Genomic DNA, 24,818 nt, shown 5'->3' on the forward strand with positions numbered 1-24,818 from the left:
GTGGATACGCAGCAACAATTACAACAAGCTTTTAGTGATGCATTAGGGATCCCGGCTGCCAGCGTTACCGATGATCTCACCTATAACACTATCCCGGAGTGGGATTCGACGGCGCATATGATCCTCATCGCAGAACTCGAAAATGTCTTTGATGTCATGCTCGATACCGATGACATTATTGATATGAGCTCCGTCGCCCAGGCAAAATTGATTTTGCAAAAGTATGATGTCAGCTTCGGATAACGACCTATTGCATAATGCCTCTGTGCTGGTTACCGGTGCTACCGGTGGAATTGGCCAGGCCATCGTAGCCGCCTGCATTGAGCGGGGCGCCACCGTGTTTGCCGGCGGGCGTGACAAAGAGGCGCTCAGCGCATTGCAAGCGCGTCTGGGCAAGGCCTTAAAACCGCTGGTTTACGATGTTACCGATGAACAGGCGGTTAAAGAGATATTTCGCCAGCTGCAACGGCAGGTTTCTGACGGTGTGGCACCACCGCTGTATGGTTTGGTAAATAACGCCGGTGTGATGCTGGAATCACCGCTGTCGGTTACCAGCATGGATAAGCTTAAACAGCAGCTTAATGTGAACTTTCTGGCACCTTATCAGCATATGCAACTGGCCAGCAGGTTAATGAGCCGGTTGCGACGTGGCAGTATTGTTAACCTTGTTTCGCAGGTGAGCGAACAGGGCAGTAAAGGCATGAGTGCCTACGCGGCCAGCAAGGCGGCGCTGACCGGGGCCACCAAATCCCTGGCCAAGGAGCTTGCGCCAGTGGGTATCAGGGTCAACGCCGTTGCCCCTGGCTTTATCGACACGCCGCTGACCGGCCATTATGAAGAGCAGGGCAGGCAGGCAGTTCTGGCAAGAACAGTAATGCAACGAGCGGGAACCGCTGGCGAAGTGGCTCAGGCCGTGCTGTATTTACTGTCGCCGCGAGCCAGTTACACCACGGGGCATGTGTTGCCGGTTGACGGACTTTTTTGCCCATGAATCAGGCTGCTATTGAGATTCCGTTTTTCCGGGCGCACCAAACATCAGAGCGCATTGCGCTTTATGATGACGCTGACTCGTTATCTTATCGCGCATTAACGGAAGCGATAACCCGCCGTGCGCAAAACTGGCAGCAAATTGTGCCGGTCAGGCGTCCGGTGGTGATGATGCTAATTGATAACAGTATTACCAGTGTGGTGGATTATCTCACCGCGCTGAGTCTGGATTATGTGGTGTTGTTGCTCAATCCGGCCTGTTCGCTAACCGTCCGGGAGCATTATGCCCGCTCGCTACGGCCCAATGTGGTCATTGGCGATGGCACTTTAACTGTATTGCACAGTGAAACTTTGCCGACGGATCCCAGGGGCAGCCTGTTGTTATCCACATCAGGCAGTACCGGTGCAGGTAAATGTGTAGCGCTGTCTAAACACAATCTGGCTGCTAATTGTGCCTCTATTGTTAGCTATTTGCCGATTGAAAAAAGCGATATTACGCTGGCGACACTACCGTTAAGTTATTCCTACGGTCTGTCGGTACTGCACAGCCACCTGAGCGCAGGAGCGAGTATCTGTTTTACTGCGCACAGCGTGTTTGATAAAGGTTTCTGGGAGATTGTAAAGACCAGGCCAATCCATTCACTGTCGGGTGTTCCCTCTTTTTATGAAATGCTGCTAAGACTCCGTTTTACCAAAATGGACCTGCCCGAGTTACGGTATTTTACCCAGGCAGGGGGGAAGCTCGCTTCTGCCCATGTGACCCAACTGGCTGAATATGCCAGAGCAACTGATAAAGCATTTTATGTGATGTACGGACAAACCGAGGCCACCGCGCGCATGGCGTACCTTGCGCCGGATAAAGTGCTGGCCAAGCCCGGTGTGATTGGGCAGCCCATTCCCGGCGGCGAATTTAAGCTTGAGAATGTCAATAACCGTGGCGAAGGGGAGCTGTATTACCGGGGGGACAATGTCATGCTTGGCTATGTGGAGCAGGCCAGTGACCTTGCTCGCTTTAATCCTGACAGCTGGCTGGCTACCGGCGATATTGCCAGTTGCGATGCAGACGGGGATTATGCCATTACCGGGCGAACCAAGCGGATGATTAAAATCGCCGGTGAACGGGTCAGCCTGGATGCCATGGAACAAAATTTTAGTGATAAGGATGTCGTAGTACGCTGTGTCGGTGAAGACGATAAACTGGTGTTAGTAACGCTGACATCACAAGGTCGCAATATTGAGCAGCGCATTCAGCGTCAGCAAATACTGCCACAGCGGAATATTCGGTTAGCCAGCGTAGCAGAGTGGCCATTACTGGCTAATGGAAAAATAGATTACCAATCTTTGCAGCAACTCGTGGTTGAGAAAGCATGTTAAAAAATATCAAACTACATATCGACGAAGACGAAGTCGTTCAGTCGGAACTGGAAGCTGATCTGGCGCACACGCTGCAATTGCGTTTAAAAGAAAATATTCAGGCATTCCAACGAAACATCCCCAATCTGGTGCCATTTGTCAGAACCTCAGTCAGTCAGAATATTTCGATTTTCTGTAATAAGAACGGCCAGCCAAATATTGTGGATTATGGTCAGGGGCGTGTGATGTACGGCTTTGATCCGCTGCAGGAGGTGACCAGTCAGGTGGCCCATTTTCTTGCCCACAGCCCCCAGGTAATACTCGACAGTGAAACACCGGCAACCACCAAACCAGTGGTAAGTGGTCCGGATGTTGAAGCCTATCAGCGTTTGCTGCACTATCCACCGCTGCCCGATGAAGTGCAGGTTGTGGTTGTGCTTGGGGTTGGATTAGGCGAACACATCAAGCAACTGCTGGCGGCCCGGACGATTAAAAACCTGGTTATTTATGAACCGGAAGCACAGTATTTTTCCTGTTCGACTATGGTGGGGCACTGGAAAGAGATCTTTGCCCTGGCCAGTCAGAAAGGCACAGCGCTGTTTATTCAGTTGCACAAGGATGGCCGTGACATTGTTGACGATATGGCAGAACTTAAAGACCATTTCGAGTTTGACCGTTTTTATGTTTATCAGCATTACAACAGTCCGATATTTAACGCCATCGCGCAAGATTTACGTGAACGCCCCTGGCCCGAGATTAAGCACAAAGGGCTCAAGCTACAAACGGAATACAAGCGTAATAATTTCGAACCATTATGGTTGGACGCAGTCGATTTAAATAATGCCGAACTTGCGCAAAGCTCCGAGCAGCGTTTTAACAAAAACCTGGCCGCTTTCCAGCATTATTTTCCGGCCATCTACAACGAGTTTAAAGACTATACGCCTGATACCTGGTTAACCGTGAAAGTCGACGAAGACGACTTTAATTTGCTTAATCATAAGAGTCTGCACACCTGGTATGGTGAGTCAGCCAAAGAGGAATCCGCCGCGGCTTATACTGCTTATGCTTCGCATCCTAACCGTGATGGGCTGGTACTCGGCTATAATGGCACCAAGCTACGGCACTATTTGCACTATAAGTTTGTGCTGGAGAGCGAAACCCTGTTGCATTCCATCAGTGAACGCAATGGCGCACTGCCGGATACCATAAAATCGCTGATCATGTTTGGCTTAGGTGCTGGCTATCAGCTGGAAGCGTTGCTTGAACAACACCAGGTTGAAAAGCTGTTTTTGTGTGAGCCAAATAAAGACTTTTTCTACGCCTCACTGTTTGCCATTGACTGGCACGACATTCTGCACAAAGTCGATGAAGCCGGTTATCGCATTTATATTAATATTGGCGACGACGGCACCCATTTATTCCGCGATCTGTTAAATCAGTTTTATGCCATTGGCCCTTACAACCTGGCGCAAACCTATTTTTATCAGGTGTATTACAATGCCGAACTGAACGGTGCTATTGCCCAGCTGCGTGAACAGTTGCAGGTGGTCATTTCCATGGGCGAATATTTTGACCATGCCTACTATGGTATCAACCATACCGTGGAAGGCATAAACCGTAATTATCCCCATTTGCTAAATAATCCCCAGCGCTTTTTGTCGGCCGAACAACAAGAGTGCCCGGTATTTATTGTCGGCAACGGCCCCTCGCTGGATTACTCTATCGAGATAATTAAAGAATACCGCGAGCAGGCTATTGTCGTGAGCTGTGGTACTTCTTTGCAGGTTTTACACCGGCATAACATCGTGCCCGATTTTCATGCGGAGATAGAACAAAACCGTTCTACCTTTGACTGGGCGGTTCGTCTTGGTGACTTTGACTACTTAAAACAAATTACCCTGATATCCTGTAATGGTATTCATCCGGATACCTGCCAGTTGTATGGCAATACGCTCATTTGTTTTAAGGATGGTGAGTCGTCGACGGTATCCAATTTAAACCTGTTGGGCAGAGACAATTTCTCGGTATTAAAGTTTGCCTTTCCTACCGTGAGTAACTTTGCCCTTAACCTGTTTACTACTCTTGGTTTTAATCAGCTTTATCTGTTTGGTGTGGATCTGGGCTTTATTGATAAAAACCACCACCACTCAAAACTGTCGGGTTATTACGACGAAAAAGGCGTACCGCTGTACGACTACGAGGAAAAGAACAATACCGCGCTGATTGTGCCGGGAAATTTTCGACCTTCGGTCAGTACCAAACATGAGTTTAAGGTCTCCAAGATGTTTATTGAGGACCTGCTCCGTACCTACAAGGGCGACTGCTACAACACCAGTGACGGGGCTAAAATAATGGGTACCCAACCACTGCCAGTCGATGACGTACTTATCCTGTCATCGGCACAGAACAAACAGGCGGCCTTGCATACGCTGAACCACAAGGCCTTTGTTGAAGTGGGGCATAATGATTACCAGGCCCGCTTTAATGAGCGCTATGAGCATGCGGTTATGAAGCAGGAGCTGGCTACTATGACCGACAAGATAAGCGCGGTTATCGACGGTGAACAGGATGCTATGTGGTTGATTGAATATTTAAAAACCGCTTTGTTTACGTCTTATTCTGGTGGCCGCTCGTTACTGTTTTACTATCTGTACGGCACCCTTAATTTTGCCAATGCCTTTTTACTTAAAGTTATCGCGTCGGACAGTTCCGAGGAAGCGCAGCAGGATGCTCTGGCGATTTTCCTGAAACGGTTTAAGCAGTTTAGCGCCAAGATCAATGCCGATTTTTACAGCTTCGATATTACCTCATCCTTTGGTGGGCTAAGAGAGCGAGAATATTTGCGTAAATTAGAAAACCCGCCGGTGATCACCTTAAAACGACACTATGGTGAAGAGTCATCCGCCGTGGCGTTAAACTATGCCAACTGGTGGGAAATTCCGCTGGATGAACAGCCTGTGGTTGATCCGGCACAGGCGTTAGTGTTGTCTGATAACCCGGCTTATCTGGATTCGCTTGAGCCTTCAACAGGCCGGCATAAGGGCATTTTTGCCCTGATAAATAATAACCTCGACTGGTCACCAGCAAACGTTTCCGGCCTGTCTTACAGCAAAACAGTGCCGTTGCCAGATTTCGACGCAGACGAGGAGCTTATTTGTGCTGGGCATTTACCGGTGTTAAACCTTGAAATGTACGAAATCCTGATGAAAAAATGCTATTTGCTCACCGAGCATACCCAGTGGTTTATCCCTCGTTACAGTTTTGTCTCAGGAGGCCGTGAAGTGGCGCTGCAGTGGTTGCAGGAAATAGTTGAAAAGCTGCCTGAATGGGACCGCTTTATCGTCTTTCCGGGTTATCTGGCCATTCCAAAAGATCCGCTACAGCCGGTGCTGGTGGATAAACTGGGCAGCCGCGGTGAGTGGGTACAGGAAAAGCTTAATGCAGAGCATTTGCTGGCCGACACATTAACTCAGAAAGAATTTTTTAATCTTAAGCGTCTGTTTCATAAAACCTGACGAAAACACTGCCGATACAAAAAAAAGTAAACCAGGGGAAATGTAGCGTTGCTGAAAGAAACAGCCAACAATATGAGCTATCCTGAGCAGCTTGAAGCGCTGCTCGGGCAGGCTGTGTACGAACTACCGCAAGCCGAAAAAGAACAACAGCTCGGTTCGTTGTTACTGGCGCTGCACCGGCACCATCAATTGCAGTGCAACGAATATAGCCAGCTCTACCCGCAGCCGTTGAAGGCCACAGAAAACATGGCCGGGTTACCTTATCTGGCCGTGCGCCTGTTCAAATTGCTCGATTTAAAAAGTGTCGCTGACGATGAGGTGCTAAAATGCCTGAGCTCGTCGGGTACCACAGGCCAGATACCGGCGCGCATTTATCTGGATGCCGTTACCAGCCGCTGGCAGAGCAAAACCCTGGTGAAAATTCTGCAGCAATTTTTAGGTAAGCAACGTTTGCCCATGCTGATCATTGACTGTCAGGCCAGCCATATGAGTGGTGCTGCATTGAATGCGCGCTCCGCTGGTATTCAGGGGCTGGCCATGTTTGGTCGTAATCACACCTATGCGCTTAACGCTGATATGAGCCCCAACTGGGCCGCTATCGACGCATTCTGTGCTCAACATCAGCATGAAAAAGTCCTTATTTTTGGCTTTACCTTTATGGTCTGGCAGTATTTTGTAAAAGCTCTGCAGCAACAGGGTCGAAGCATAAATTTGCCACAAGGACATCTGTTTCACAGCGGTGGCTGGAAGAAATTACAGTCTGAAAGCGTTGACAATGCAACGTTTAAGCAAGGGGTTGAAGCATCAACCGGTATTCAGCAGGTCACTAATTTTTATGGCATGGCCGAGCAGGTCGGTACCGTATTTATGGAGTGTAGTCACGGCTACTTACATGCGCCGGCTACGGCTGATGTGATTATGCGTAATTGTTTTGATTTGAGCGAACAGCCGACAGGTGAACAAGGATTGATTCAGGTATTGTCCGCGTTACCGTTTTCGTATCCGGGATTTAGCCTGTTAACCGAAGATTTAGGCACCGTGCATGGTGTCGACGACTGCGAGTGCGGGCGTAAAGGTAAATACTTTACGGTACAGGGGCGTTTGCCCAAAGTTGAACTTCGAGGCTGCAGCGACACCGCTGCTGCCGCGGTATAAAAGAGATGTAGCGTGAATCAGTCTACCGGTATTCAGTACCAACTGTCCGCAGCAAAAACGCCACAGGACGTGAGTAATGCGTCTTTGTTGGGCGTTGGCAGCGATGTGGTCATCGCGTTTTTACAGGCCTTGTCAGCCCGGTTGTTAAAATCACCGCAAATGAAACCCTATCCTGACATCATTGCCCTGGGATTCTGGCTGCGCGATGCGCAGGTGAACCAGTGGCTGAATCAGCTTCGCCCGCATAATGCCAACGTGCTTATCAAACCGGTAGGGTGTGTAGTGCATTACACACCAAATAACGTCGACAGCATGTTTATGTACAGCTGGATCTGCGCATTACTGGCTGGCAACAATAATATCGTGCGCCTTGGCAGCGGCCAGAGTGAAGCTAAGCGTTTGCTGCTGACCACCGTTGAAGCCTTGTTTGCAGAACCGGCGTTTCATGCTGTCGCTGAGCGAAATATGCTGCTGTATTTTGATAAAACCTCGCCACTTAATGCTGAGCTTGCCGCGTTGGCCGATGCCCGGATGTTATGGGGAGGGGATGAGAGTGTTCAGCGTATTCGTGAGTTTGCCGCTAAACCCCGTTGTCGTGATATCAGCTTTGCAGATCGTTATTCAGCAACGGTAATCGACCCCGGGGCTGAGTCAGAATCGGCACAACTGGAAAAAGCCGCCGCCTTACTCTGGCAGGATAGCAAAGCCCATCATCAGCTGGCGTGTTCGTCTCCGCGGGTAATTTTCTGGTTAGGCGACGATGATTCGCTCAGGCAATTTGCAGCGCTGTTAAACAGCCAGGCGGAGCAGCAGGATTCTGCGCCGGAACGACTGGTGGGACAGTCCCGGGCCAATGAGCACCTGATTACCGCACAGTTATTACAAATGCAGGGCAAAGCCGATGCGCCATTATGTAATAAGCGGGTCTGCCTGTTGCCCGTACATACCCTGAATGATGCCTTGTTGGCGCAGCACAATGGCGATGGCTTGTTTTATGTTAAGTCGATTAATAACCTCGCAGCATTACAAAATGAACTGCCAGCCAAAGTACAAACCCTGACCTACTGGGGCGTGGAGCAGGGGGCATTATTAAAGTTACTGGCCGATCCGTCGATACAAGGGGTCGACAGGTGTGTTTCGATAGGTAAGGCGCTGACCTTTGCACCTGACTGGGATGGATACCGTTTGTTTACCGACCTGACCCGTTATGTACATTTGGATTAACGATAATGCTGCACAATTTTGCCAATGCCTGTATCACACTGATTATCAGTATACTTCTGGTGCACTGTGTAAAGTCGGTGCGCAGTCAGCGCGGCGCATTATCCAAACGCATTAATCTGGACGATCTGATTATTCTGCTGCTGCCGGCTGCGTTGGTATTGGCGGCACAATGGCTGGCGTCGTCTGTGGTAACCGCTGCCATATTCGGGGGGCTCAGCGTATACGGCATACTGGTGTGGCTTGATGCCATCCTGTTTGTACAATACCGAATTGAAATTAATCGTCAGACCATCGCCTGGTTTTTTACCGGTAGTAAAGGGTTAAGCAAAGGGCTACCGCATCTGCTGGCCTTATTTCATCGTTTTCCGGTAGCGGCACTCATTCCGCTGGTATGGTTAACGAGCTTATATCTGTTGCTCTATTCATCCTTTTTGCCGGTGCAAGCCATTATCGCCTGTGCTTTACTGGCCGCGGTGTGCCGCTGGCATATTACTGCCAGTAAGACGCAGGTGGTGGTGTTCGCCATCGTCGCGGCATGGGCAATCACACAGCCTTTGGGCATGCCGGCCGACGGGGCATTAGTAACGAGCCTGATATTTGGCGTAATGGTTGGTGTGATTATGATGCTGGCGATTTTACGTACACTATTTATTTCCCAGCATGAATTTCTGACTGCGCCGACCTTGCTGGCCAACATTTTAGTGGACGACTCCTTTGAGGCCGCCTCTGCTTTTTCTCCGCGTGAAGAACACCGTCCATTTATCAGTCCGGCTACGGCGGCAAAACAAAAAAGCCCGTTCTTTGGCCACTGTAAAAATGCCAACATCATTCTGGTTACGATGGAATCCCTGGGGTGTTATATCAACCCTTACAGCGAAAATGGCGCGCACTCACGCCTGGCGCAGCGACTGCAAATGCAACAGGGAGTCTGGCTGTCACAACAACATTTCAGCCTGTGCCCGAATACCACGGTGTCGACCAATCAGATGTATACCGGGCATTACTCCAATAATCCGTATAACAAAAGCGACTCATTATTTCCCGGCAAAGAGCCGAAACACATTGCCCATTTGCGGGCCAACGGCTATAAAACCCTGTTTTTAGACAGTGCCGATACACACTTGTATGACTACGAGCGCCTGTTAGCCCGGATCGGTTTTGACCGAGTGTGGGGAACCCGGGATATCCCGGCCAAAGGATTAAAAGCCGACTACCGGTTATGGAATATGGTGGATGTGATTGCCGAAGAAGTAGCAGACGGCCCGTTTTTCCTGCATGTGATTAACGACCAAACCCATATGCCCTATGAAGTGGTGGATGAGCAGCGTTTTAACCGGCATAGCGGTAACAGTCAGAAAGCCAAATACATGAATGCAGTAGAAGAAGTTGATTTTATCCTCGATGAGTTTTTACTCAGGTTGGGTAAAAAAGTGGATTTATCCAATACCATCGTGGTGTTTACCGGCGATCACGGCGAGTCCTTTGGTGAGTTTGGCTACAGTTTTCACAGCAATTCGGTGATTTTACCGCAGATTACCGTGCCCTTTATGCTATGCCACCCAAAACTGAATCAGCGACAACTTGAACATTCCTGTCATTTTGATTTGTTTCCCACCTTTTTCGACCTGCTCGGCATTGAGTTTGATTACCCGTCGCTGGGTAGCCCGCTGGGTTGCGAACAACGTGACTTTGCCTACTTTGCCCACTCCGCCACGCTTAAAGGCAACAGCCCGGCTAATTTTGGGTTTATCAATAATGGCGAGTTGTTGTGGATGGACAGGTTATTTAATCAGGTGAGTTTATTGTCCAGTGAACAAGTGCGCCGTCCGCTGAGCGCCAAAGAGCAGTCCTATGCTAAATCACTGTTACATAAAATGCTCAGTGAAAGGGGAGTGTTGGTATCATGAATAACACGACCGATTCGGTGCTAACGCCGTTTACCCAAAATATCCTGGACAGCGTCGAGCGGCAGAATATACAGATGGTGTCGTTTGATATCTTCGACACGCTGGTGCATCGCAAAACGGCGAGGCCGGTTGATGTGTTTGCGCTGGCCTTTGAACAAATCCAACATCAGTATCCACTGGCAATGACGGCGGCAGAATACCGCGAGCTGCGCCAAAGTACCGAGATGCGTGTAAAGCGTGGGGCAGTAAGTGGCGAAGTGGGGCTTAATGACATCATTAGTGCACTGCCTTTTAATGCCGATATAAAACGGTCGCTACTGGATGCCGAGTTAGCTGCCGAATCAGCCTGTGGTTTTCTGAATCAGGCCATTTGTCAGCTTATTGCCACCTTGGTGAATAACGGCGTAAAAGTGGTGCTTATCTCAGATATGTATTTAAGCGCAGAGCACATCCGGCGTTGTTTTTTTGCGGCCAGCGAAACGCTGCAACAACTGCCCCTGTACGTTTCTTGTGAGTTACAGTGCAACAAAGCCACGGGCAAACTGTACCAGCATGTTCAGCGCGTTGAGCAAATAAATCCTAGGCACTGGCTGCATATTGGCGACCATCCGGTGTCTGATGGCGAAATGGCTGACAAAGCCGGAATTCATTGTGCTTTGTTGCGGGGTGCATTAAACGAAGCTGATATTGTTAAACAAGAAATTACACTGTTTACCAGCGATCAGCATTTTAACGCGGCACGGTTAATTTCAACCGCCCATTATCACCACAACCGCAGTGCTGCCTTTGATATTGGTAGTTTTGTGTGGGGGCCGATTCTGTTTGCTTTTGCCGACTGGGTTATTGGCCAGGCACTTAAAACCCAAAGCAGGGGCATATTGTGTTTGATGCGCGAAGCGGAAGTATTTGCGCCAATTATCGAATGGCGGCTTGCCCAGCGGGATATCCACAGTGTTCGGGTGGAAAAGCTGTATGCGTCGCGTAAGTCTACCTTTTGGCCTGGCATCGACGTATCACAGCCGGATTGGTTTGAAGATTTGATTTATGTTCTGGTACAGCGGCGCGGCTATACCGTGGCCGACTTCTACCGGGATTTCAGGCTATCTGCCGATGGGTTATTAACCCGCTATGCCGGGGTGGCTATTCGTGATACCGATGGTTTGTTTGAACAGGGCGAAAACCTGTTAAAACTGCTCACCAGCAACGCCCGGAGCAACAAGTCTGTGGTGCAGGACTACATCGGCGAGCAGCGGGCTCGCTTTACCCGATATTATCAAACCCATATTAAGATGGGGCTGGATGAATGTGTGACGGTAGATTTGGGTAATGGCGGTACGATCCCTCACCAGATTGAAGCCATAATGCAAACCAGCAGTAAGGCTAACTTACTGTTTTATTCGTCTGAACGTATTTATCGTTACGCCGATAAAACCCATTACAGCAGTTTTGTCAGTGCCCATTCAGACTCGCGTAATTTACGCCAGTTACTATCCCGTTCGCCGGAATGTATCGAGCCTTTTTTAGTGGGCGACTGTGGCACGGTTACCGGCTACAGCGACGATGAAATGGCCACGCCAGAGCAAGCCAGTAGCCTGCCGGAAAACTCAGCGTATGTGCAGGATTTCCTCGCCGGGCTTAAATGTTATTTCGAGGTGCATCATCAGTATCAGTTAGCGGCGATTGATGTGCAGGACGTGCTGCCATTGCTTTACCGGTATATACAGTTACCTACTCGCACAGAAGCGCTGTTATTTACCCATATTCTGCACCAGGATAACTTTGGTTCTAATGATGCTTACCCCATCATTACCCAGGCCCAGGGCGATGAAGTCAGCCACTGGCCGGTAGCTGAATTTTATCAGGCCTTCTGCCAGTACCCCAAAATCAAAGTGGGTAAAATACACTGGCCGCAGGCCGTCATCACCTTACTGGATGATAAATATTTAAGTCGCCAGAATGGCCTGTTATCCATGGATACCGACGCCGACGTACTTAATCTGATGGAACGGGTGTTAGCGCAGCAGTGGCAACGCTTTGCCGTATATGGAGCCGGGCTGTTTTTTGAAAAGCTCCTGCCGCACCTGCAAAAACATAATTTACATATTGAGCAGGTCATTGACCGAAAAGCCGAAATTTCCGGGCCTTATCAGGTTGCTGGTTTTGAGGTGCAGTCCTTACAGTCTGCGCTGCAAAACGGCTGTGACAAAATCCTGATTTCCTCCTTTGCATTTAAAGATGAAATTGCCCGCAATATCTACGAGCAATCACAACTGCAATCTCAGGGGCAATCCAAGGGTGCCATTGACATACTGAGTTTGTAAAAGGGCGCACAAAGCATGTGGAGCAAGACAATAAAATGAACCAGATCACCCATAGCGGCATTCCCGAGGCACCTTACACCGATCGATTGCGGTTTATTGTATTAACCCCGCAGTCTTCAGACCGGCTGATCGGGACTTTACCCGCGACCATGTTAGAGGTTGCTGAAGCGGCATCAGATTATAGCGGTGCTTGTCATATTATTTGTTTCGATGATGAGCTGGATAAAGCGTTTAACTATATCGGCAACCATACCGTCAGTGACCAGGACTGCTATGTCACCGCAGTGAAAACTGCCGCCGGTAATGCCAGCCAGCAACACATCGAAAATCGCTTTTACCAGGCAGGTTTTCATCTTGACGCGCGGGAATGGTTAAAGCGTGAGTATGCCCCACTAACGGATAACCGGGCTTTTGTTACCACGACGTTTCGCCGTATCAAGCAAACCGGGCACCCGCTGTGCACACTGAATAATTTGCTGGCCGAACGTGACTTGCACATGGATATGTTGCGCGAGTTTTCCAGTCGTTCCGATGCCCATGTATTTCGTTATGCTTTTGCCCAGCAGTTTATTCGTCCGGGCGACCGTTTGCTCGACTGTGCCTGTGGGCTCGGCTATGGCAGTTACCTGATGTCGTTAAACGAGCAGGTAAAACAGGTTACCGCGGTAGATATTTGTGCAGAAAGTGTCAGCTACGCTAATCAGGTTTATGGCCATGAAAAACTGGGGTATCAGACCCTGGACATCGATGAATATGCCCAGACAAGTTTTGCACCCTTTGATTTAATTACGTCGTTTGAAACCATCGAGCACGTAGTGGATTACCACTCCTTTTTTAAACTGTGTCTGAAAAGCTTAAAACCAGACGGCAGGGTGATTGCCAGCGTGCCGTATATGTGGGTGGATGAAACCGGCAAAGACCCGAACCCCTACCATTTTCATGAGTTTGACTGGCGTAAGTTTGCCGATCTATTTGCCCAATACGGGTTTATTTTAGAAGGCCGTTATCATCAAACCGCGCCGGGCGGGTTTAAACTGCCCCAGTCTCCGCGCCGTTTTGAAAAAGCCTCACTGGATGCGCCGGAAACGGAAACCGAGTGGTTAGTGGTTATTGCTACACCGGACTTAACTCATCCGCTGTGGCAGACCCAACAACAACAGCCTTATACCAATCCCCAGTATCCGCAATCGAATCTGCCCGCGTATGTTGATTTTGCCAGGGGCTATCAAAATCCCTGGTTACACCGCCAGTTAGTGCAGGTAGGGCAGCGAATCGAAGATGCCGGGGTCAGACAGCAATATGTTCAAAAATTGCTGAACCAAAGCAATGGCGATACTTCCATGCTGCTTACCTTGCAGGGATATGGCTTAGCGAACGAGATGAGCGAATGGCAAAGCTGGTTTGCTGCGTCTGAACAGGCACTTGCAGGCCAGGGTGAGGTAACAACGCCATTCAGCTTGCGCTGGTTTGTATCGCTGGCCTACCTGACCGCGGTTAAACATCTGGAAGCCGGTAACAGCGACAAAGCCATACAGTATTTTGGATTAGTGCTTAAAAGCGACTGCAATCTGTTTTGTCCGGTACTCAATATCAAAGCCATTGAGGCGGAGTATCAACTGGCTAAACTCGCCTTGTGCAACGATTCACGGCAGCAAGCCCTGGACCATTTGCAGGCTGCAAAGCAGCGTATTTTCACCTCAACCCAGGTGTTTCAGCACTGTGTTGAAAATCAGCAAGATGAGATTGCCGAATTTTTATGGAATGAAATGGCCGACCTGTATGACGCCGGTGCCCTGGTCAATAAGCTGATGATAGCCCTGCGCAGTGAAAAACCGGCTGGCAAACTACTTCGACAGTGCGGCGAGTGGGAACATAACAAGCGCTTTGGCTTATTTAATCTGGTGGAGAAATACCGCAAATCAGGCGATTTAACTTTTCAGGCAGATATGCAACTGATAGCCCAGTCATACGTTAACAAGCTCGTCAGCAAGCTCAGTCAGCTCGAAGCGCCGGGAACTGTATATATCTGGGGAACCGGTGTGGTCGCTACGCAGGTTTATTCTGCGCTGAGCAAAAAAGGTGTCAGTGTGGCTGCGTTTATCGATTCTCAGGCTCGCACCGGGCAAACGCTTAGCAATATCCCGGTATATACGATTGCTGATACGCCGATTGCTCAGAGAGATACTGTGATCCTGACTTCAGTGGGTTCCTCCGGTGTGCTGGCTAAGCCACTGGAAGAGCAGGGTATCCAGTGTGTTTATCTGGCCTGATTATCTTGATAAGAGACTGAAATGAAAACACAAAAGGTAGCTGTGGTTGGCACGGGGAGCAGTGCAGAGAAGTTTATCAGCACGGTTAGTTCTGCGTGTTCCTTTACTTTTTTTAATTCTACTGGCAGCGGAGAATGTCAGGGGCAGCCGGTGTATGCGCTGAATCAGCTTGTTCACAACGAATTCGATAAAGTGGTGCTTGCGGTATACGACTATGGTGAGCTACTGCCTTTGATTGAAAATTCGGATAAAGCCCCGCTTTACTGGTTCGACGCAAAAAACACGGAATTAGCTTTATTAACCGATCCGTATTTCGATAACGCTCAGGCTTGTCGGCAAAAAACAGAATTACTGACCGTGATTTATGACATGCGGATTGCGCCACCAACCTATGATTTTGTGGTGTTTTTAATCAAAAGCCAGTTGGTTGCGCAAGAAAGAGGCCTGAAGGGACTACGCGTGATTATTGCGCCCGGCGATAAACAAGGTTTTCGTGACAACATCGATTTTTTTTCCCAGGGGGAAATGGCATTCAGGGTAAGCCATCTGTTATTGCCGCTGATAAAACTGGTTGATCCCGGCGCTGACATCTTCTTATGTTCGAACAGAGAGGATGCCCGTGATATCTATTTTTCCGCTTGCCACCGCTTTCCTGATAGCCATAATTTCGTTAAGCCCATTGCCCGTCATTTTTATTCTGAGTTTTTTGAAGCTATCGACAAAGGTATCGAGCACCGTTTAATCAGGGCGTCAGAAACTTGTCGTGAACGTATAGCAGAGTGGATGAGATACAGCAATATTGCACCACAGCGGGCGATTACCCTGACACTCAGAGAGTCAACAGCACACAATGACCGCAATAGCGAACTGGCCATCTGGCACCAGGTAGCCACTGCGCTTACCCAGGCCGGTTATCGGGTGATTGTGGTACGGGATACCGCTAAGGCACTGTTTCCATTAGGGTGGCAGAGTATTGATGAGTTCCCCGTAGCCGCCCTGGATGTTGAAATGAGGACGGCGCTGTATGAGCAGAGCTGGCTGAATCTTGGAGTGTGTAACGGTCCGGCAGTACTTTGCTTTCTCATGGCGCAATGTCGCTATCTATTCTTTGGCATGTATAATGCTTCTTGTACCTCAAACACTTACGAACACCTGGAAAAAGTCGGGATTAAAAGAGACCGGGATCAGATTGCTGGCGCTGGCGATGGTCAGTATATCTGCTGGGATGATATCACGGCTGAAAACGTACTTTTTGCAATACAACAAAAATTTGGAGTAACCATCCAATGAGAATTTTAGTGACCGGCGCATGCGGTTATAAAGGCTCGGTGTTGATCCCGAAGCTTTTACGGGACGGATATTCAGTTGATGCGCTGGACATTCAGTGGTTTGGTAATTTTTTACCGGAACACGAGAATTTAAACGTGATCCACCACGACGTGCGCGATACCGCAGCGATTAATTTAGCGGGTATAGATGCCATTATTCATCTGGCCTCGGTGGCTAATGACCCCTGTGGTGATCTTGACCCCAAGCTCACCTGGGAAGTGAGTGCGCTGGCCACCATGCAGCTGGCCGATCGCGCTGCCAGAGAAGGGATAAAGCACTTTATCTACGCTTCTTCGGGCAGTGTTTATGGTGTTAAGGATGAAGATCAGGTGACTGAGGATTTAACCTTAGAGCCGATATCCGAATACAACAAAACCAAGATGGTGTCTGAGCGGGTATTGCTAAGCTATGCCGACCAGATGACCGTACAGATTGTGCGTCCGGCAACAGTGTGTGGTTTATCACCAAGAATGCGCCTTGATGTAGCCGTCAATATGTTGACCATGCAGGCGTTATTAAACGGCGAGATCACGGTATTTGGTGGCAAACAGGCGCGGCCCAATATTCACATTGACGACATTACCGATCTTTATTTGTTTTTGTTGGCAAACCCACAGCACACCGGCGTGTATAACGCAGGATTTGAAAATATCACGATTCTTGATATTGCCGAGCAAATTAAAAACAGCATCGAAACCAATATCGTGGTGACACCGTCGAATGATCCTCGCTCGTACCGGATTAATTCAGACCGCTTACTGGCCACCGGGTTTACCCCTAAAAAAACGGTACAGGATGCCATAGACGAGATTACCGCGGCTTTCCATAGTGGCAAGCTAACCAATGAGGATCGTTGGTATAACCTTAAGTGGATGCAGCAGGAAGTCTTAAAATGAAAGCCTTCATTGAGCAATATCAATCCCGACTGGCAGCACAAATTGCCGCGCTGGACAGCGATGCCATAGAACAACTGGCGGTAACCTTAATTGATTGCGTAAAGCACCAGCGTCAGGTGTTTATTTGTGGCAATGGCGGCAGCGCTGGTAACGCGATGCATCTTGCCAATGATTTCCTCTACGGCATTAGTCCGGATGGTTCCAGGGCGCTTAATGTTGAAGCGCTGCCAGCAAATTCGGCAGTGGTAACCTGTTTGGGCAATGACATTGGCTATGCCAACATTTTTGCGCATCAGTTAAAGGTGAAGGCTAAAGCGGATGATGTGCTGATAGTGCTGTCAGGCAGTGGTAATTCAGAGAATATTGTAGCTGCATTAAACGTGGCCAAAGAAACCGGCATGAAAAGCTTTGCTATTGTTGGGTTTACCGGTGGTAAGGCCCGTACTCTGGCGGACTGCTCTATTTACAATGAAATACATGATATGCAGGTGGCTGAGGATTTACAGTTAATTGTTGGTCATATGCTGATGCAATATCTGTGTGAGGCGTTGGCAAAATGAGTGATACCGTTGCGATTTTAGGCAGTAATTCATTTTCTGGTGCCAGCTATGCTAAATATCTGCTGAGTCAGGGCAAACAAGTGATTGCCATCAGCCGTTCGCCGGAACCGGTTGAGGCTTTGTTACCTTACAAATGGGTTGACCATCAACAGCTGAAATTTCATCAGCTTGATTTGAATCGCGACCTTGATGCGATTGATGCGCTGCTGGACGAGCATAAAGTGCCGGTAGTGGTGAACTTTGCGGCGCAGAGTATGGTTGGACAGTCCTGGGACTGGCCTGAGCACTGGTTTATGACCAACGCTGTATCGACGATTAAGTTACATAACCGGTTGCGGCATAAAGATTACCTTGACCGTTATGTGCATATTTCAACGCCGGAAGTGTACGGTTCCATGTCGGGCTTTGTGGCTGAACATGACCACTATACGCCAAGCACTCCCTATGCAGTATCTCGTGCGGCTGCCGATTTAAGCCTCAAAACTTTCTTCGATGTGCATCAGTTTCCGGTGGTTTCTACCCGCGCGGCAAATGTATACGGCCCGGGTCAGCAACTCTATCGGATTATCCCTAAAACCATGATGAGTATTCTGCTTGGTCAGAAATTACCCTTACATGGCGGCGGCCACTCAGAGCGTTCATTTATTCATATCGACGATGTGTCGTCGGCCACGCAATTGATTGCCGAGCAGGGCACGTTGGGAGAAAGCTACCATATCTCTACCGAGCGCACCGTAACAATACGCGCCCTGGTAGAAATGATTTGCGAGCTCATGAACGTGAATATTCACGACGTATGTGAAATTACCGAAGACAGACCCGGTAAGGACTCCGCTTATTTACTGGATGCGACCAAACTGCGCAGCCAGTTAGGCTGGTGCGACAAGATTAGCCTTGAGCAAGGCCTGGCGGAAACCCTGTCATGGGTTAACCGTTACTTTGATGTGCTAAAACATCAGCCGTTATCCTACGAACATAAAGAATAGGACGTTATTTCATATGGAAATCGACCTGCTACGAAATTACCCAAAAACCAAACGTAATACCCAGGCGCGCAGCGAAGAAAAAACGCCGGAAGTCCGGGCGATTGCCCGCCAGTTTGGCGCCGAATTTTTTGACGGCGATCGCCAGTATGGCTACGGCGGATTTAGTTATCAGTCTCGCTTCTGGCAACCGGTCATCCCTGATCTTAAGGCGCAGTATGGTTTAACCGCAGACAGCAAAGTATTGGATGTAGGTTGTGCAAAAGGCTTCTTCCTTTACGACCTTGAGCAGATTATCCCCGGCATTACGGCCAAAGGTGTTGATATTTCTGAATATGCCATTACTAATGCTAAGCCCGAGGTCGCTGCCAACATGCAGGTAGCCTGTGCCACTGATTTGCCCTTTGAAGACGATAGCTTTGATTTGGTGATGAGCGTTAACACCGTGCATAACCTTGAAAAAGACGCCTGTGGTAAAGCGTTGCAGGAAATTATGCGGGTGAGTCGTGGCAACGCGTTTATCACCGTGGATGCCTATCGCGACGACGAAGAAAAAGCGCGCATGTACGAATGGAATCTGACGGCTAAAACCATTATGCATGTGGATGAATGGAAAGCATTTTTCAAAGAGGTTGGTTATACCGGCGACTATTACTGGTTTATTCCATGAACAGCTTGCTTGAGCATTACCAGAACATGCTGCGCATTCGACGGGTCGAAGAAGCGATTGCGGCCCGTTACTCTGAACAGCAAATGCGCTGTCCCACGCATTTATCCATCGGGCAGGAAGCCGCAGCGGTTGGTGTGTCTGCCAGCCTGACGGTGAAGGATAAAGCCTATAGCTCCCATCGGGCCCATGCCCATTATCTGGCCAAAGGCGGCTCGCTTGATGCGTTAATTGCGGAGCTTTATGGTAAGCAAACCGGTTGTACGGGCGGGCGCGGCGGCTCCATGCACCTGACAGATTTAAGCGCAGGCTTTGTTGCCAGTACGGCCATTGTAGGTAACAGTATTCCTCTGGCCGTAGGCAACGCGCTGCATCAACAGGTGCAAAAACTCGATGAAATATCGGTAACCTATTTTGGTGAAGGTGCCACCGAGGAAGGGGCCTTTTACGAGTCGGCTAACTTTGCTGCGCTGCGTAAGCTACCTGTATTATTTGTTTGTGAGAACAACCGCTATTCCGTATACAGCCCGTTATCGGTGCGTCAGCCTGAATCCCGCTCTATAGTAGCCCTCGCCAATGCGATTGGGCTTAACGCTATCGAAGTCGATGGTAACGATGTGGAACAGGTGGCAGCGGCAACGGCCGAACTGGTTAAGGGCATTCGAAATGGTGACGGTCCGGCGCTGATTGAATGCCATACCTACCGGCACCGCGAACATTGCGGCCCCAACTTTGATGATGATTTAGGCTACCGGCCAGAAGATGAGGTGGCGCATTGGTTAGCACGGGATCCGGTAACCTTGTTGCAGCAAAAACTGCTCGATCTGGGCGCATCTGCGCAACAGCTGGAAGCCCTGGACGGCAAAATTGGCAGTGAAATAGCCAACGCATTTGAGCTTGCTCAGGTGGCCGATTTCCCCAATCCGGATGATAATGAGCGGTTTGTCTATGCAGAGTAATCAAACGACCACTTTCGCCGAGCAAATTAATCAGGCTCAGCATCAGGCAATGCAGGACGATCCTGCCATGTTAGCTTTTGGCCTGGGTATTTCCGATCCGAAGGGCATTTTTGGCACCACCACCGGTCTGGCTGAAAGCTTCGGTCATGAGCGCGTGTTTGATATGCCCACCGCCGAAAATGGCATGACCGGGATAGGCATTGGGGCGGCCCTGGCGGGTAGCCGGGTACTGATGACGCATCAGCGGCTCGATTTTTTCTTACTGGCAATGGATCAACTGGTTAATAACGCCGCCAAGTGGCATTACATGTTCAATGGGCAGATGAAAGTACCGTTGACTATTCGCCTTATTATTGGTCGCGGCTGGGGACAAGGTCCTACCCATGCACAGAACCTGCAATCCTGGTTTGCGCATATTCCCGGGCTTAAAGTGATAACGCCGAGCAAAACGGATGCCGTCGCTGCACAGTTGTACAGTGCCATTATGGATGACAGTCCGGTGATATTTATTGAGCACCGCTGGCTACATCAGCAACAGTGTGAAACCAGCCAGATTAAACCACTTACGCTGCGCCCTGAGCCGGTCAGAGTGCACAAAACGGGAGCGGATTATACTATCGTTGCTAACAGCTATATGGTGCTCGAGTCATTGATCGCAGCGCGTAAACTGGCTGAACTGGGCATTGATGCTGAGGTATTGGAAACCGCTGAACTAGAGCCTGCCTGTTGGCAACCGGTTTATCAGTCCGTAGCGAAAACTGGTCGCCTGCTGGTTTGTGATAGCGCACATACTTCATTTTCGGTGGCGGCCGAAATCATCAGTAGTGTAACCGAACGCTGTTTCGGGCAGCTAAAACAAGCCCCGTTGCGGCTAGGCTTGCCGGATTATCCCGAGCCAACCAGTATCGCCCTGACTAAACATTTTTATCCATCCGCCGATAGCATTACAAAGAAGGTAATGATGTCGTTGCAGCGTGAGTTACCCGCGAGCATTCAAGATGCTGACGAACATCATTCAACACGGCCTCATGATGTCCCTGGGGAATGGTTCAAAGGACCTTTTTAATCAGTATGAATCTAAATATAAACAATAAATTAGCCCTTGTGACAGGCGCATCCGGCGGCTTAGGCCGGGCAATTGCACAATCACTGTGTGCCGAAGGCGCCAGTGTTATCTGGGTGGCCAGAAGTGAGCAAACGCTTAAATCCCTGACGGCCCAGGCTGAGCAGGAATACGGCACCAAACAATATGCAGTTTGTGCCGATTTAAAAGATAAAGCGGGTGCCTTAAAGCTTATCGATGCGCTGGAACAGCAAGGGTTACAACCGGATATCGTGGTCAACAATGTTGGCGGAAATCTGGATATGCCGGATCCGCTGAGTCCGACGGACAGCTGGCGCGATGTGATGGAGTTTAATCTGTTTAATGCGATTGAAATCAATAACGCATTGTTACCGTCAATGCGCAGCAAGAAGTGGGGACGAATTTGTCATGTCTCTTCTATCGCGTCGCTGGAAAATCAGGGGACGCCCATGTACTGCGCGGCAAAAGCCGCATTGAATGCTTATGTGCGTAGTGTTGGTCGCTATGTGTCGGCCGACAACGTCATTATGACAGCGGTACTTCCGGGCGCGGTATTTACCGAAGGCGGCTATTGGGATACCACTTTGCAGGAGCGCCCTGAACACGTCGAAAAATATTTAAATGAGCGAATGGCTATAAAGCGCTTTGGGACGCCTGAAGAGATTAGTAATTTTGTCGCATTCCTGGTGTCGGAACATGCTTCGTTTGCCGTCGGTTCAGCCGTGTTGCTGGATGGTGGTCAGGGCAGAGTATTCTTTGAGGGCTGAACAGTATGCTGAATAAAGCGTTAAGACGTCGAATTGTCGAAATCGTTACCAAAGCGAAAGAAGGGCATATCCCCAGTTCGTTTTCCATTGTCGATCTGATCGATCATATCTACGGAAATCTGTTGCGCTTTGACCCGCAAAACCCCGACTGGCAGGAGCGGGATCAGTTTATTCTGTCCAAAGGGCATGGCTGTGCGGGATTATATGTCGTGCTGGAAAAGTATGGCTTGTTAAGTGCTGACCAACTGGCGTCTTATTCAATGACCGGCGGCATACTCGGCGGCCACCCGGATAGAACAACCGTACCTTTTGTTGAAGCTTCAACAGGCTCCCTTGGTCATGGTTTTCCATTCTCAGTAGGCATTGCCCTGGCCAATAAAATCAAACAACTCCCCGGGCGTGTTATCACTTTGGTGGGTGATGGCGAGTGTCACGAGGGCACGATTTGGGAATCTGCCCACGTGGCGGCAAATCAAAAGCTGGATAACCTTACCGTGGTGGTTGACTGGAATCAGTCTGGCGCGCAACTGTGCCCGGTTGATGATTTACCGGCAAAATGGCGGGCATTTGGCTGGCAAACTCACGTTTTTAATGGCCATGATGCGGCTGAAATCGAAGCGGCTTTTGCCCTGGTAGGAAAGGCTGATGGCCCCCTGGCGCTGGTGGCAAAAAATATCAAAGGCCATGGGGCTAAGCTCACCGAAGGGCATGGCCGCTGGCATCATCGGATACCCGATGAACAAGAATATCAGGAACTGATGGAAGCATTGTCATGAAAGGCTTACGCGAACAATTTGCTGACACCATGCTGCGCATTGGCCAGCAAGACGAATCCTTAGTTGTCATGGTTGGCGATATCAGTCATGGCATTTTACAGCCCTTTGCCAAAGCATGCCCGGGACGATTTTTCAATATCGGTATCCTGGAGCCAAGCATGGTTTCCATGGCTGCTGGTTTTGCCAAACAAGGTCTGGTTCCGGTGACACACACCATTGCACCGTTCCTGATTGAACGCTCATTTGAACAGCTTAAGCTGGATTTTGGTTACCAGGCGCTTGCTGGCAATTTTATCTCGGTAGGTGGCGCTTTCGACTATGCGCAACTTGGCTGTAGTCATCACTGTTATACCGACGTGTCATTGCTTGCTCATTTGCCTGGTTCCCAGGTATTTTGTCCGGGCTCTGCGGTGGAACTGGATGTTCTGTTTAGTTCCCAATACCGCGCCAATGCGATTAATTACTTCCGCTTAACCGAAAACCCTCATGGCGTCGAATTTGCCCCTGAAAGTATTAAACCCGGCAAGATTATTAGCGCCCGGGAAGGTCAGGACGTCACCATCATTGCCTTAGGACCGCAGTTAAAAAATGCCCTGAGTGCAGCAACCTCGCTTAGTGCACGCGGCATCGAAGCAGAAGTCCTTTATGTCCATACCTTCAAGCCTTTCGATGCGGCTGCGGTGGTCGACAGCCTGACGAAAACACGGCGGATAGTGGTAGTAGAGGAATTATCTGCCCAGGACGGTTTGTATAACGCGGTGCTCAGAGCGTGGGACGGGCGTGGACGAATGTTAAGCCGACAGCTCGCTATCAACGAATTTATTCATGGTTATGGCAGCTACGAAGACTTATGTGAACGCAGCGGTCTGTCCGCCGGGCACATTGAGCAAGCCGCAGCCGAGCTGGTGAGCCATGAAGTGGATTGAGCAATGCACCCTTTGCGAGTCATCCGAACTGGCTCTGCTGTGGGATTTGCCGCAATTGCCGTTATCCGAGACCTTTGGTAAATATGATCCGGACTTTTTAAGTTACGACCAGCAACTGGTGATATGTGACCAGTGCGGGCATGTTCAGCTCAAATGTCAGCTGGCACCAGAAGTCATGTACAACCAGGATGATTACCACTACAAAACGGCAAATTCAGGCGCAACGCAACGTCGTTTTGCCTGTTTGCACCAGTTTATTCAAACGCATCTGACTAAACGGCCAGAGGTTGTGGTGGATATTGGTGGTAATGACGCGTCACTGGTTAATGTCTTTGATTGCCCGGTTAAGTACGTGGTTGATCCCAGTATTAGTGAGTCTGGTTTGATCGACGGCGTGCAGTTTATTAAAGGCTTTGCTGAGTCCGTTGATTTTAGTGCGTTGCAAGCTGATGTGGTGGTGTTCTCCCATGTGCTTGAGCATATGGTCAGTCCTAAAGCCTTTATCAGTCAGCTTTTTTCTTCGTGCGATGACACGACGGTGTTTGCGTTAGAAGTACCGTGCTTCGATCGTCAGATAGAAGCGCTAAGATTTGATGCATTTTTCCATCAGCACTTACATTATTTTCATGCACAATCATTACGCTATGTTATTGAAAGCGGTGGTGGTGAAATAATCGCAATGGAGCCAAGCTCTGTGCCTACCTGTGGTGGCGCACTCATGGTAGTGTTTAAAAAAAACGCACAAAAAACGGCGGTGAAGCACACCGATACCGATATAACCGCAACGCGAAAAGCGGTGTTTGGCAAACAACTGGCCGTATTTAAACAGCGTAATCAGGCTATTTCGACTTGGTTGGGTTTGCAGAAAAAAGTGTATGGCTATGGTGCCAGCTTGTTGTTACCCGTGATTTTTTACCACATTCCCAATGTGTCAGACGCAATTCAGGTGATATTGGATGATGACCCCGGCAAGGATGGATTGACTTATAAAAATCTGCCGGGTATTACCGTGTCATTACCAGCGCATCAGTCGTTATCCTCTGAGACCGCGATGCTGGTGACCTCCTATGAAAATATCGGTGTGTTGCAAAACGTAATAAAAGTCCGCTTCGGCGCCAACCTATTTGAAGGATTTTAAT

The 24,818-nt window shown here is 49.3% G+C and carries 20 protein-coding genes; all 20 read left to right on the top strand.

Annotated elements, in window-relative coordinates:
* The 20 genes from BFC17_RS05660 to BFC17_RS05755 are packed head-to-tail and all read left to right on the top strand — an operon-like array spanning position 1 to position 24,817.
* A complete protein-coding gene (locus BFC17_RS05660) occupies positions 1 to 243 on the top strand; it encodes an acyl carrier protein (protein ID WP_070175501.1) in 243 nt (80 codons plus the stop codon).
* Positions 224 to 991 carry an SDR family NAD(P)-dependent oxidoreductase gene (locus BFC17_RS05665; protein WP_083271609.1) on the top strand — a complete coding sequence of 256 codons (768 nt, stop codon included), beginning with the start codon at positions 224 to 226 and terminating at the stop codon, positions 989 to 991. The genes BFC17_RS05660 and BFC17_RS05665 overlap by 20 nt, the downstream gene beginning before the upstream one ends.
* Complete coding sequence (locus tag BFC17_RS05670; RefSeq protein WP_070175503.1) at positions 988 to 2,361, top strand: AMP-binding protein; 1,374 nt, start codon at positions 988 to 990, stop codon at positions 2,359 to 2,361. Before BFC17_RS05665 ends, BFC17_RS05670 begins: the two co-directional genes overlap by 4 nt.
* Positions 2,355 to 5,855, top strand: a complete 3,501-nt coding sequence (locus BFC17_RS05675; protein WP_070175504.1) for a motility associated factor glycosyltransferase family protein — start codon at positions 2,355 to 2,357, stop codon at positions 5,853 to 5,855. The genes BFC17_RS05670 and BFC17_RS05675 overlap by 7 nt, the downstream gene beginning before the upstream one ends.
* Before the next feature lie 48 nt (positions 5,856 to 5,903).
* A complete protein-coding gene (locus tag BFC17_RS05680; protein ID WP_229680892.1) occupies positions 5,904 to 7,010 on the top strand; it encodes a LuxE/PaaK family acyltransferase in 1,107 nt (368 codons plus the stop codon).
* A gap of 12 nt (positions 7,011 to 7,022) precedes the next feature.
* A complete protein-coding gene (locus tag BFC17_RS05685) occupies positions 7,023 to 8,234 on the top strand; it encodes an acyl-CoA reductase (protein ID WP_070175505.1) in 1,212 nt (403 codons plus the stop codon).
* 5 nt (positions 8,235 to 8,239) lie between these two features.
* Positions 8,240 to 10,141 carry a sulfatase-like hydrolase/transferase gene (locus BFC17_RS05690; RefSeq protein WP_070175506.1) on the top strand — a complete coding sequence of 634 codons (1,902 nt, stop codon included), beginning with the start codon at positions 8,240 to 8,242 and terminating at the stop codon, positions 10,139 to 10,141.
* Positions 10,138 to 12,462, top strand: a complete 2,325-nt coding sequence (locus tag BFC17_RS05695; protein ID WP_070175507.1) for an HAD family hydrolase — start codon at positions 10,138 to 10,140, stop codon at positions 12,460 to 12,462. Before BFC17_RS05690 ends, BFC17_RS05695 begins: the two co-directional genes overlap by 4 nt.
* 35 nt (positions 12,463 to 12,497) lie before the next feature.
* Positions 12,498 to 14,732 (top strand): class I SAM-dependent methyltransferase, encoded by a 2,235-nt coding sequence (locus tag BFC17_RS05700; protein ID WP_070175508.1) that lies wholly within the window; start codon positions 12,498 to 12,500, stop codon positions 14,730 to 14,732.
* Positions 14,733 to 14,753: 21 nt separating this feature from the next.
* Positions 14,754 to 16,022, top strand: a complete 1,269-nt coding sequence (locus tag BFC17_RS05705) for a hypothetical protein (protein ID WP_070175509.1) — start codon at positions 14,754 to 14,756, stop codon at positions 16,020 to 16,022.
* Complete coding sequence (locus BFC17_RS05710; RefSeq protein ID WP_070175510.1) at positions 16,019 to 16,957, top strand: NAD-dependent epimerase/dehydratase family protein; 939 nt, start codon at positions 16,019 to 16,021, stop codon at positions 16,955 to 16,957. Before BFC17_RS05705 ends, BFC17_RS05710 begins: the two co-directional genes overlap by 4 nt.
* Positions 16,954 to 17,517, top strand: a complete 564-nt coding sequence (locus tag BFC17_RS05715) for an SIS domain-containing protein (protein WP_070175511.1) — start codon at positions 16,954 to 16,956, stop codon at positions 17,515 to 17,517. Before BFC17_RS05710 ends, BFC17_RS05715 begins: the two co-directional genes overlap by 4 nt.
* On the top strand, positions 17,514 to 18,503 hold the full coding sequence (locus BFC17_RS05720; RefSeq protein ID WP_070175512.1) for a GDP-mannose 4,6-dehydratase: 990 nt from the start codon (positions 17,514 to 17,516) through the stop codon (positions 18,501 to 18,503). Before BFC17_RS05715 ends, BFC17_RS05720 begins: the two co-directional genes overlap by 4 nt.
* Before the next feature lie 13 nt (positions 18,504 to 18,516).
* Positions 18,517 to 19,170 (top strand): class I SAM-dependent methyltransferase, encoded by a 654-nt coding sequence (locus BFC17_RS05725; RefSeq protein WP_070175513.1) that lies wholly within the window; start codon positions 18,517 to 18,519, stop codon positions 19,168 to 19,170.
* Positions 19,167 to 20,126 carry a thiamine pyrophosphate-dependent dehydrogenase E1 component subunit alpha gene (locus BFC17_RS05730; RefSeq protein WP_070175514.1) on the top strand — a complete coding sequence of 320 codons (960 nt, stop codon included), beginning with the start codon at positions 19,167 to 19,169 and terminating at the stop codon, positions 20,124 to 20,126. Before BFC17_RS05725 ends, BFC17_RS05730 begins: the two co-directional genes overlap by 4 nt.
* Positions 20,101 to 21,192 (top strand): alpha-ketoacid dehydrogenase subunit beta, encoded by a 1,092-nt coding sequence (locus BFC17_RS05735; protein WP_217494016.1) that lies wholly within the window; start codon positions 20,101 to 20,103, stop codon positions 21,190 to 21,192. The genes BFC17_RS05730 and BFC17_RS05735 overlap by 26 nt, the downstream gene beginning before the upstream one ends.
* 5 nt (positions 21,193 to 21,197) lie before the next feature.
* Complete coding sequence (locus BFC17_RS05740; protein ID WP_070175515.1) at positions 21,198 to 21,977, top strand: SDR family NAD(P)-dependent oxidoreductase; 780 nt, start codon at positions 21,198 to 21,200, stop codon at positions 21,975 to 21,977.
* A 5-nt stretch (positions 21,978 to 21,982) separates the two neighbouring features.
* On the top strand, positions 21,983 to 22,753 hold the full coding sequence (locus BFC17_RS05745; protein ID WP_070175516.1) for a transketolase: 771 nt from the start codon (positions 21,983 to 21,985) through the stop codon (positions 22,751 to 22,753).
* The gene (locus BFC17_RS05750; RefSeq protein ID WP_070175517.1) at positions 22,750 to 23,679 is read left to right on the top strand and encodes a transketolase family protein; all 930 of its coding nucleotides are present in this window, start codon (positions 22,750 to 22,752) and stop codon (positions 23,677 to 23,679) included. The genes BFC17_RS05745 and BFC17_RS05750 overlap by 4 nt, the downstream gene beginning before the upstream one ends.
* Complete coding sequence (locus BFC17_RS05755) at positions 23,666 to 24,817, top strand: class I SAM-dependent methyltransferase (protein WP_070175518.1); 1,152 nt, start codon at positions 23,666 to 23,668, stop codon at positions 24,815 to 24,817. Before BFC17_RS05750 ends, BFC17_RS05755 begins: the two co-directional genes overlap by 14 nt.
* Position 24,818 lies beyond the last annotated feature (1 nt).

Source organism: Marisediminitalea lipolytica (assembly GCF_001758465.1).
GTDB classification, from domain to species: Bacteria; Pseudomonadota; Gammaproteobacteria; order Enterobacterales; family Alteromonadaceae; genus Alteromonas; species Alteromonas lipolytica.

Coding starts and splice junctions, on each gene's coding strand:
- BFC17_RS05705 (WP_070175509.1), top strand. CDS start 14,754: ATGAAAACACAAAAGGTAGCTGTGGTTGGCACGGGGAGCAGTGCAGAG.
- BFC17_RS05745 (WP_070175516.1), top strand. CDS start 21,983: ATGCTGAATAAAGCGTTAAGACGTCGAATTGTCGAAATCGTTACCAAA.
- BFC17_RS05675 (WP_070175504.1), top strand. CDS start 2,355: ATGTTAAAAAATATCAAACTACATATCGACGAAGACGAAGTCGTTCAG.
- BFC17_RS05710 (WP_070175510.1), top strand. CDS start 16,019: ATGAGAATTTTAGTGACCGGCGCATGCGGTTATAAAGGCTCGGTGTTG.
- BFC17_RS05740 (WP_070175515.1), top strand. CDS start 21,198: ATGAATCTAAATATAAACAATAAATTAGCCCTTGTGACAGGCGCATCC.
- BFC17_RS05690 (WP_070175506.1), top strand. CDS start 8,240: ATGCTGCACAATTTTGCCAATGCCTGTATCACACTGATTATCAGTATA.
- BFC17_RS05715 (WP_070175511.1), top strand. CDS start 16,954: ATGAAAGCCTTCATTGAGCAATATCAATCCCGACTGGCAGCACAAATT.
- BFC17_RS05750 (WP_070175517.1), top strand. CDS start 22,750: ATGAAAGGCTTACGCGAACAATTTGCTGACACCATGCTGCGCATTGGC.
- BFC17_RS05670 (WP_070175503.1), top strand. CDS start 988: ATGAATCAGGCTGCTATTGAGATTCCGTTTTTCCGGGCGCACCAAACA.
- BFC17_RS05755 (WP_070175518.1), top strand. CDS start 23,666: ATGAAGTGGATTGAGCAATGCACCCTTTGCGAGTCATCCGAACTGGCT.
- BFC17_RS05665 (WP_083271609.1), top strand. CDS start 224: ATGATGTCAGCTTCGGATAACGACCTATTGCATAATGCCTCTGTGCTG.
- BFC17_RS05735 (WP_217494016.1), top strand. CDS start 20,101: ATGAGCGGTTTGTCTATGCAGAGTAATCAAACGACCACTTTCGCCGAG.
- BFC17_RS05730 (WP_070175514.1), top strand. CDS start 19,167: ATGAACAGCTTGCTTGAGCATTACCAGAACATGCTGCGCATTCGACGG.
- BFC17_RS05720 (WP_070175512.1), top strand. CDS start 17,514: ATGAGTGATACCGTTGCGATTTTAGGCAGTAATTCATTTTCTGGTGCC.
- BFC17_RS05700 (WP_070175508.1), top strand. CDS start 12,498: ATGAACCAGATCACCCATAGCGGCATTCCCGAGGCACCTTACACCGAT.
- BFC17_RS05695 (WP_070175507.1), top strand. CDS start 10,138: ATGAATAACACGACCGATTCGGTGCTAACGCCGTTTACCCAAAATATC.
- BFC17_RS05725 (WP_070175513.1), top strand. CDS start 18,517: ATGGAAATCGACCTGCTACGAAATTACCCAAAAACCAAACGTAATACC.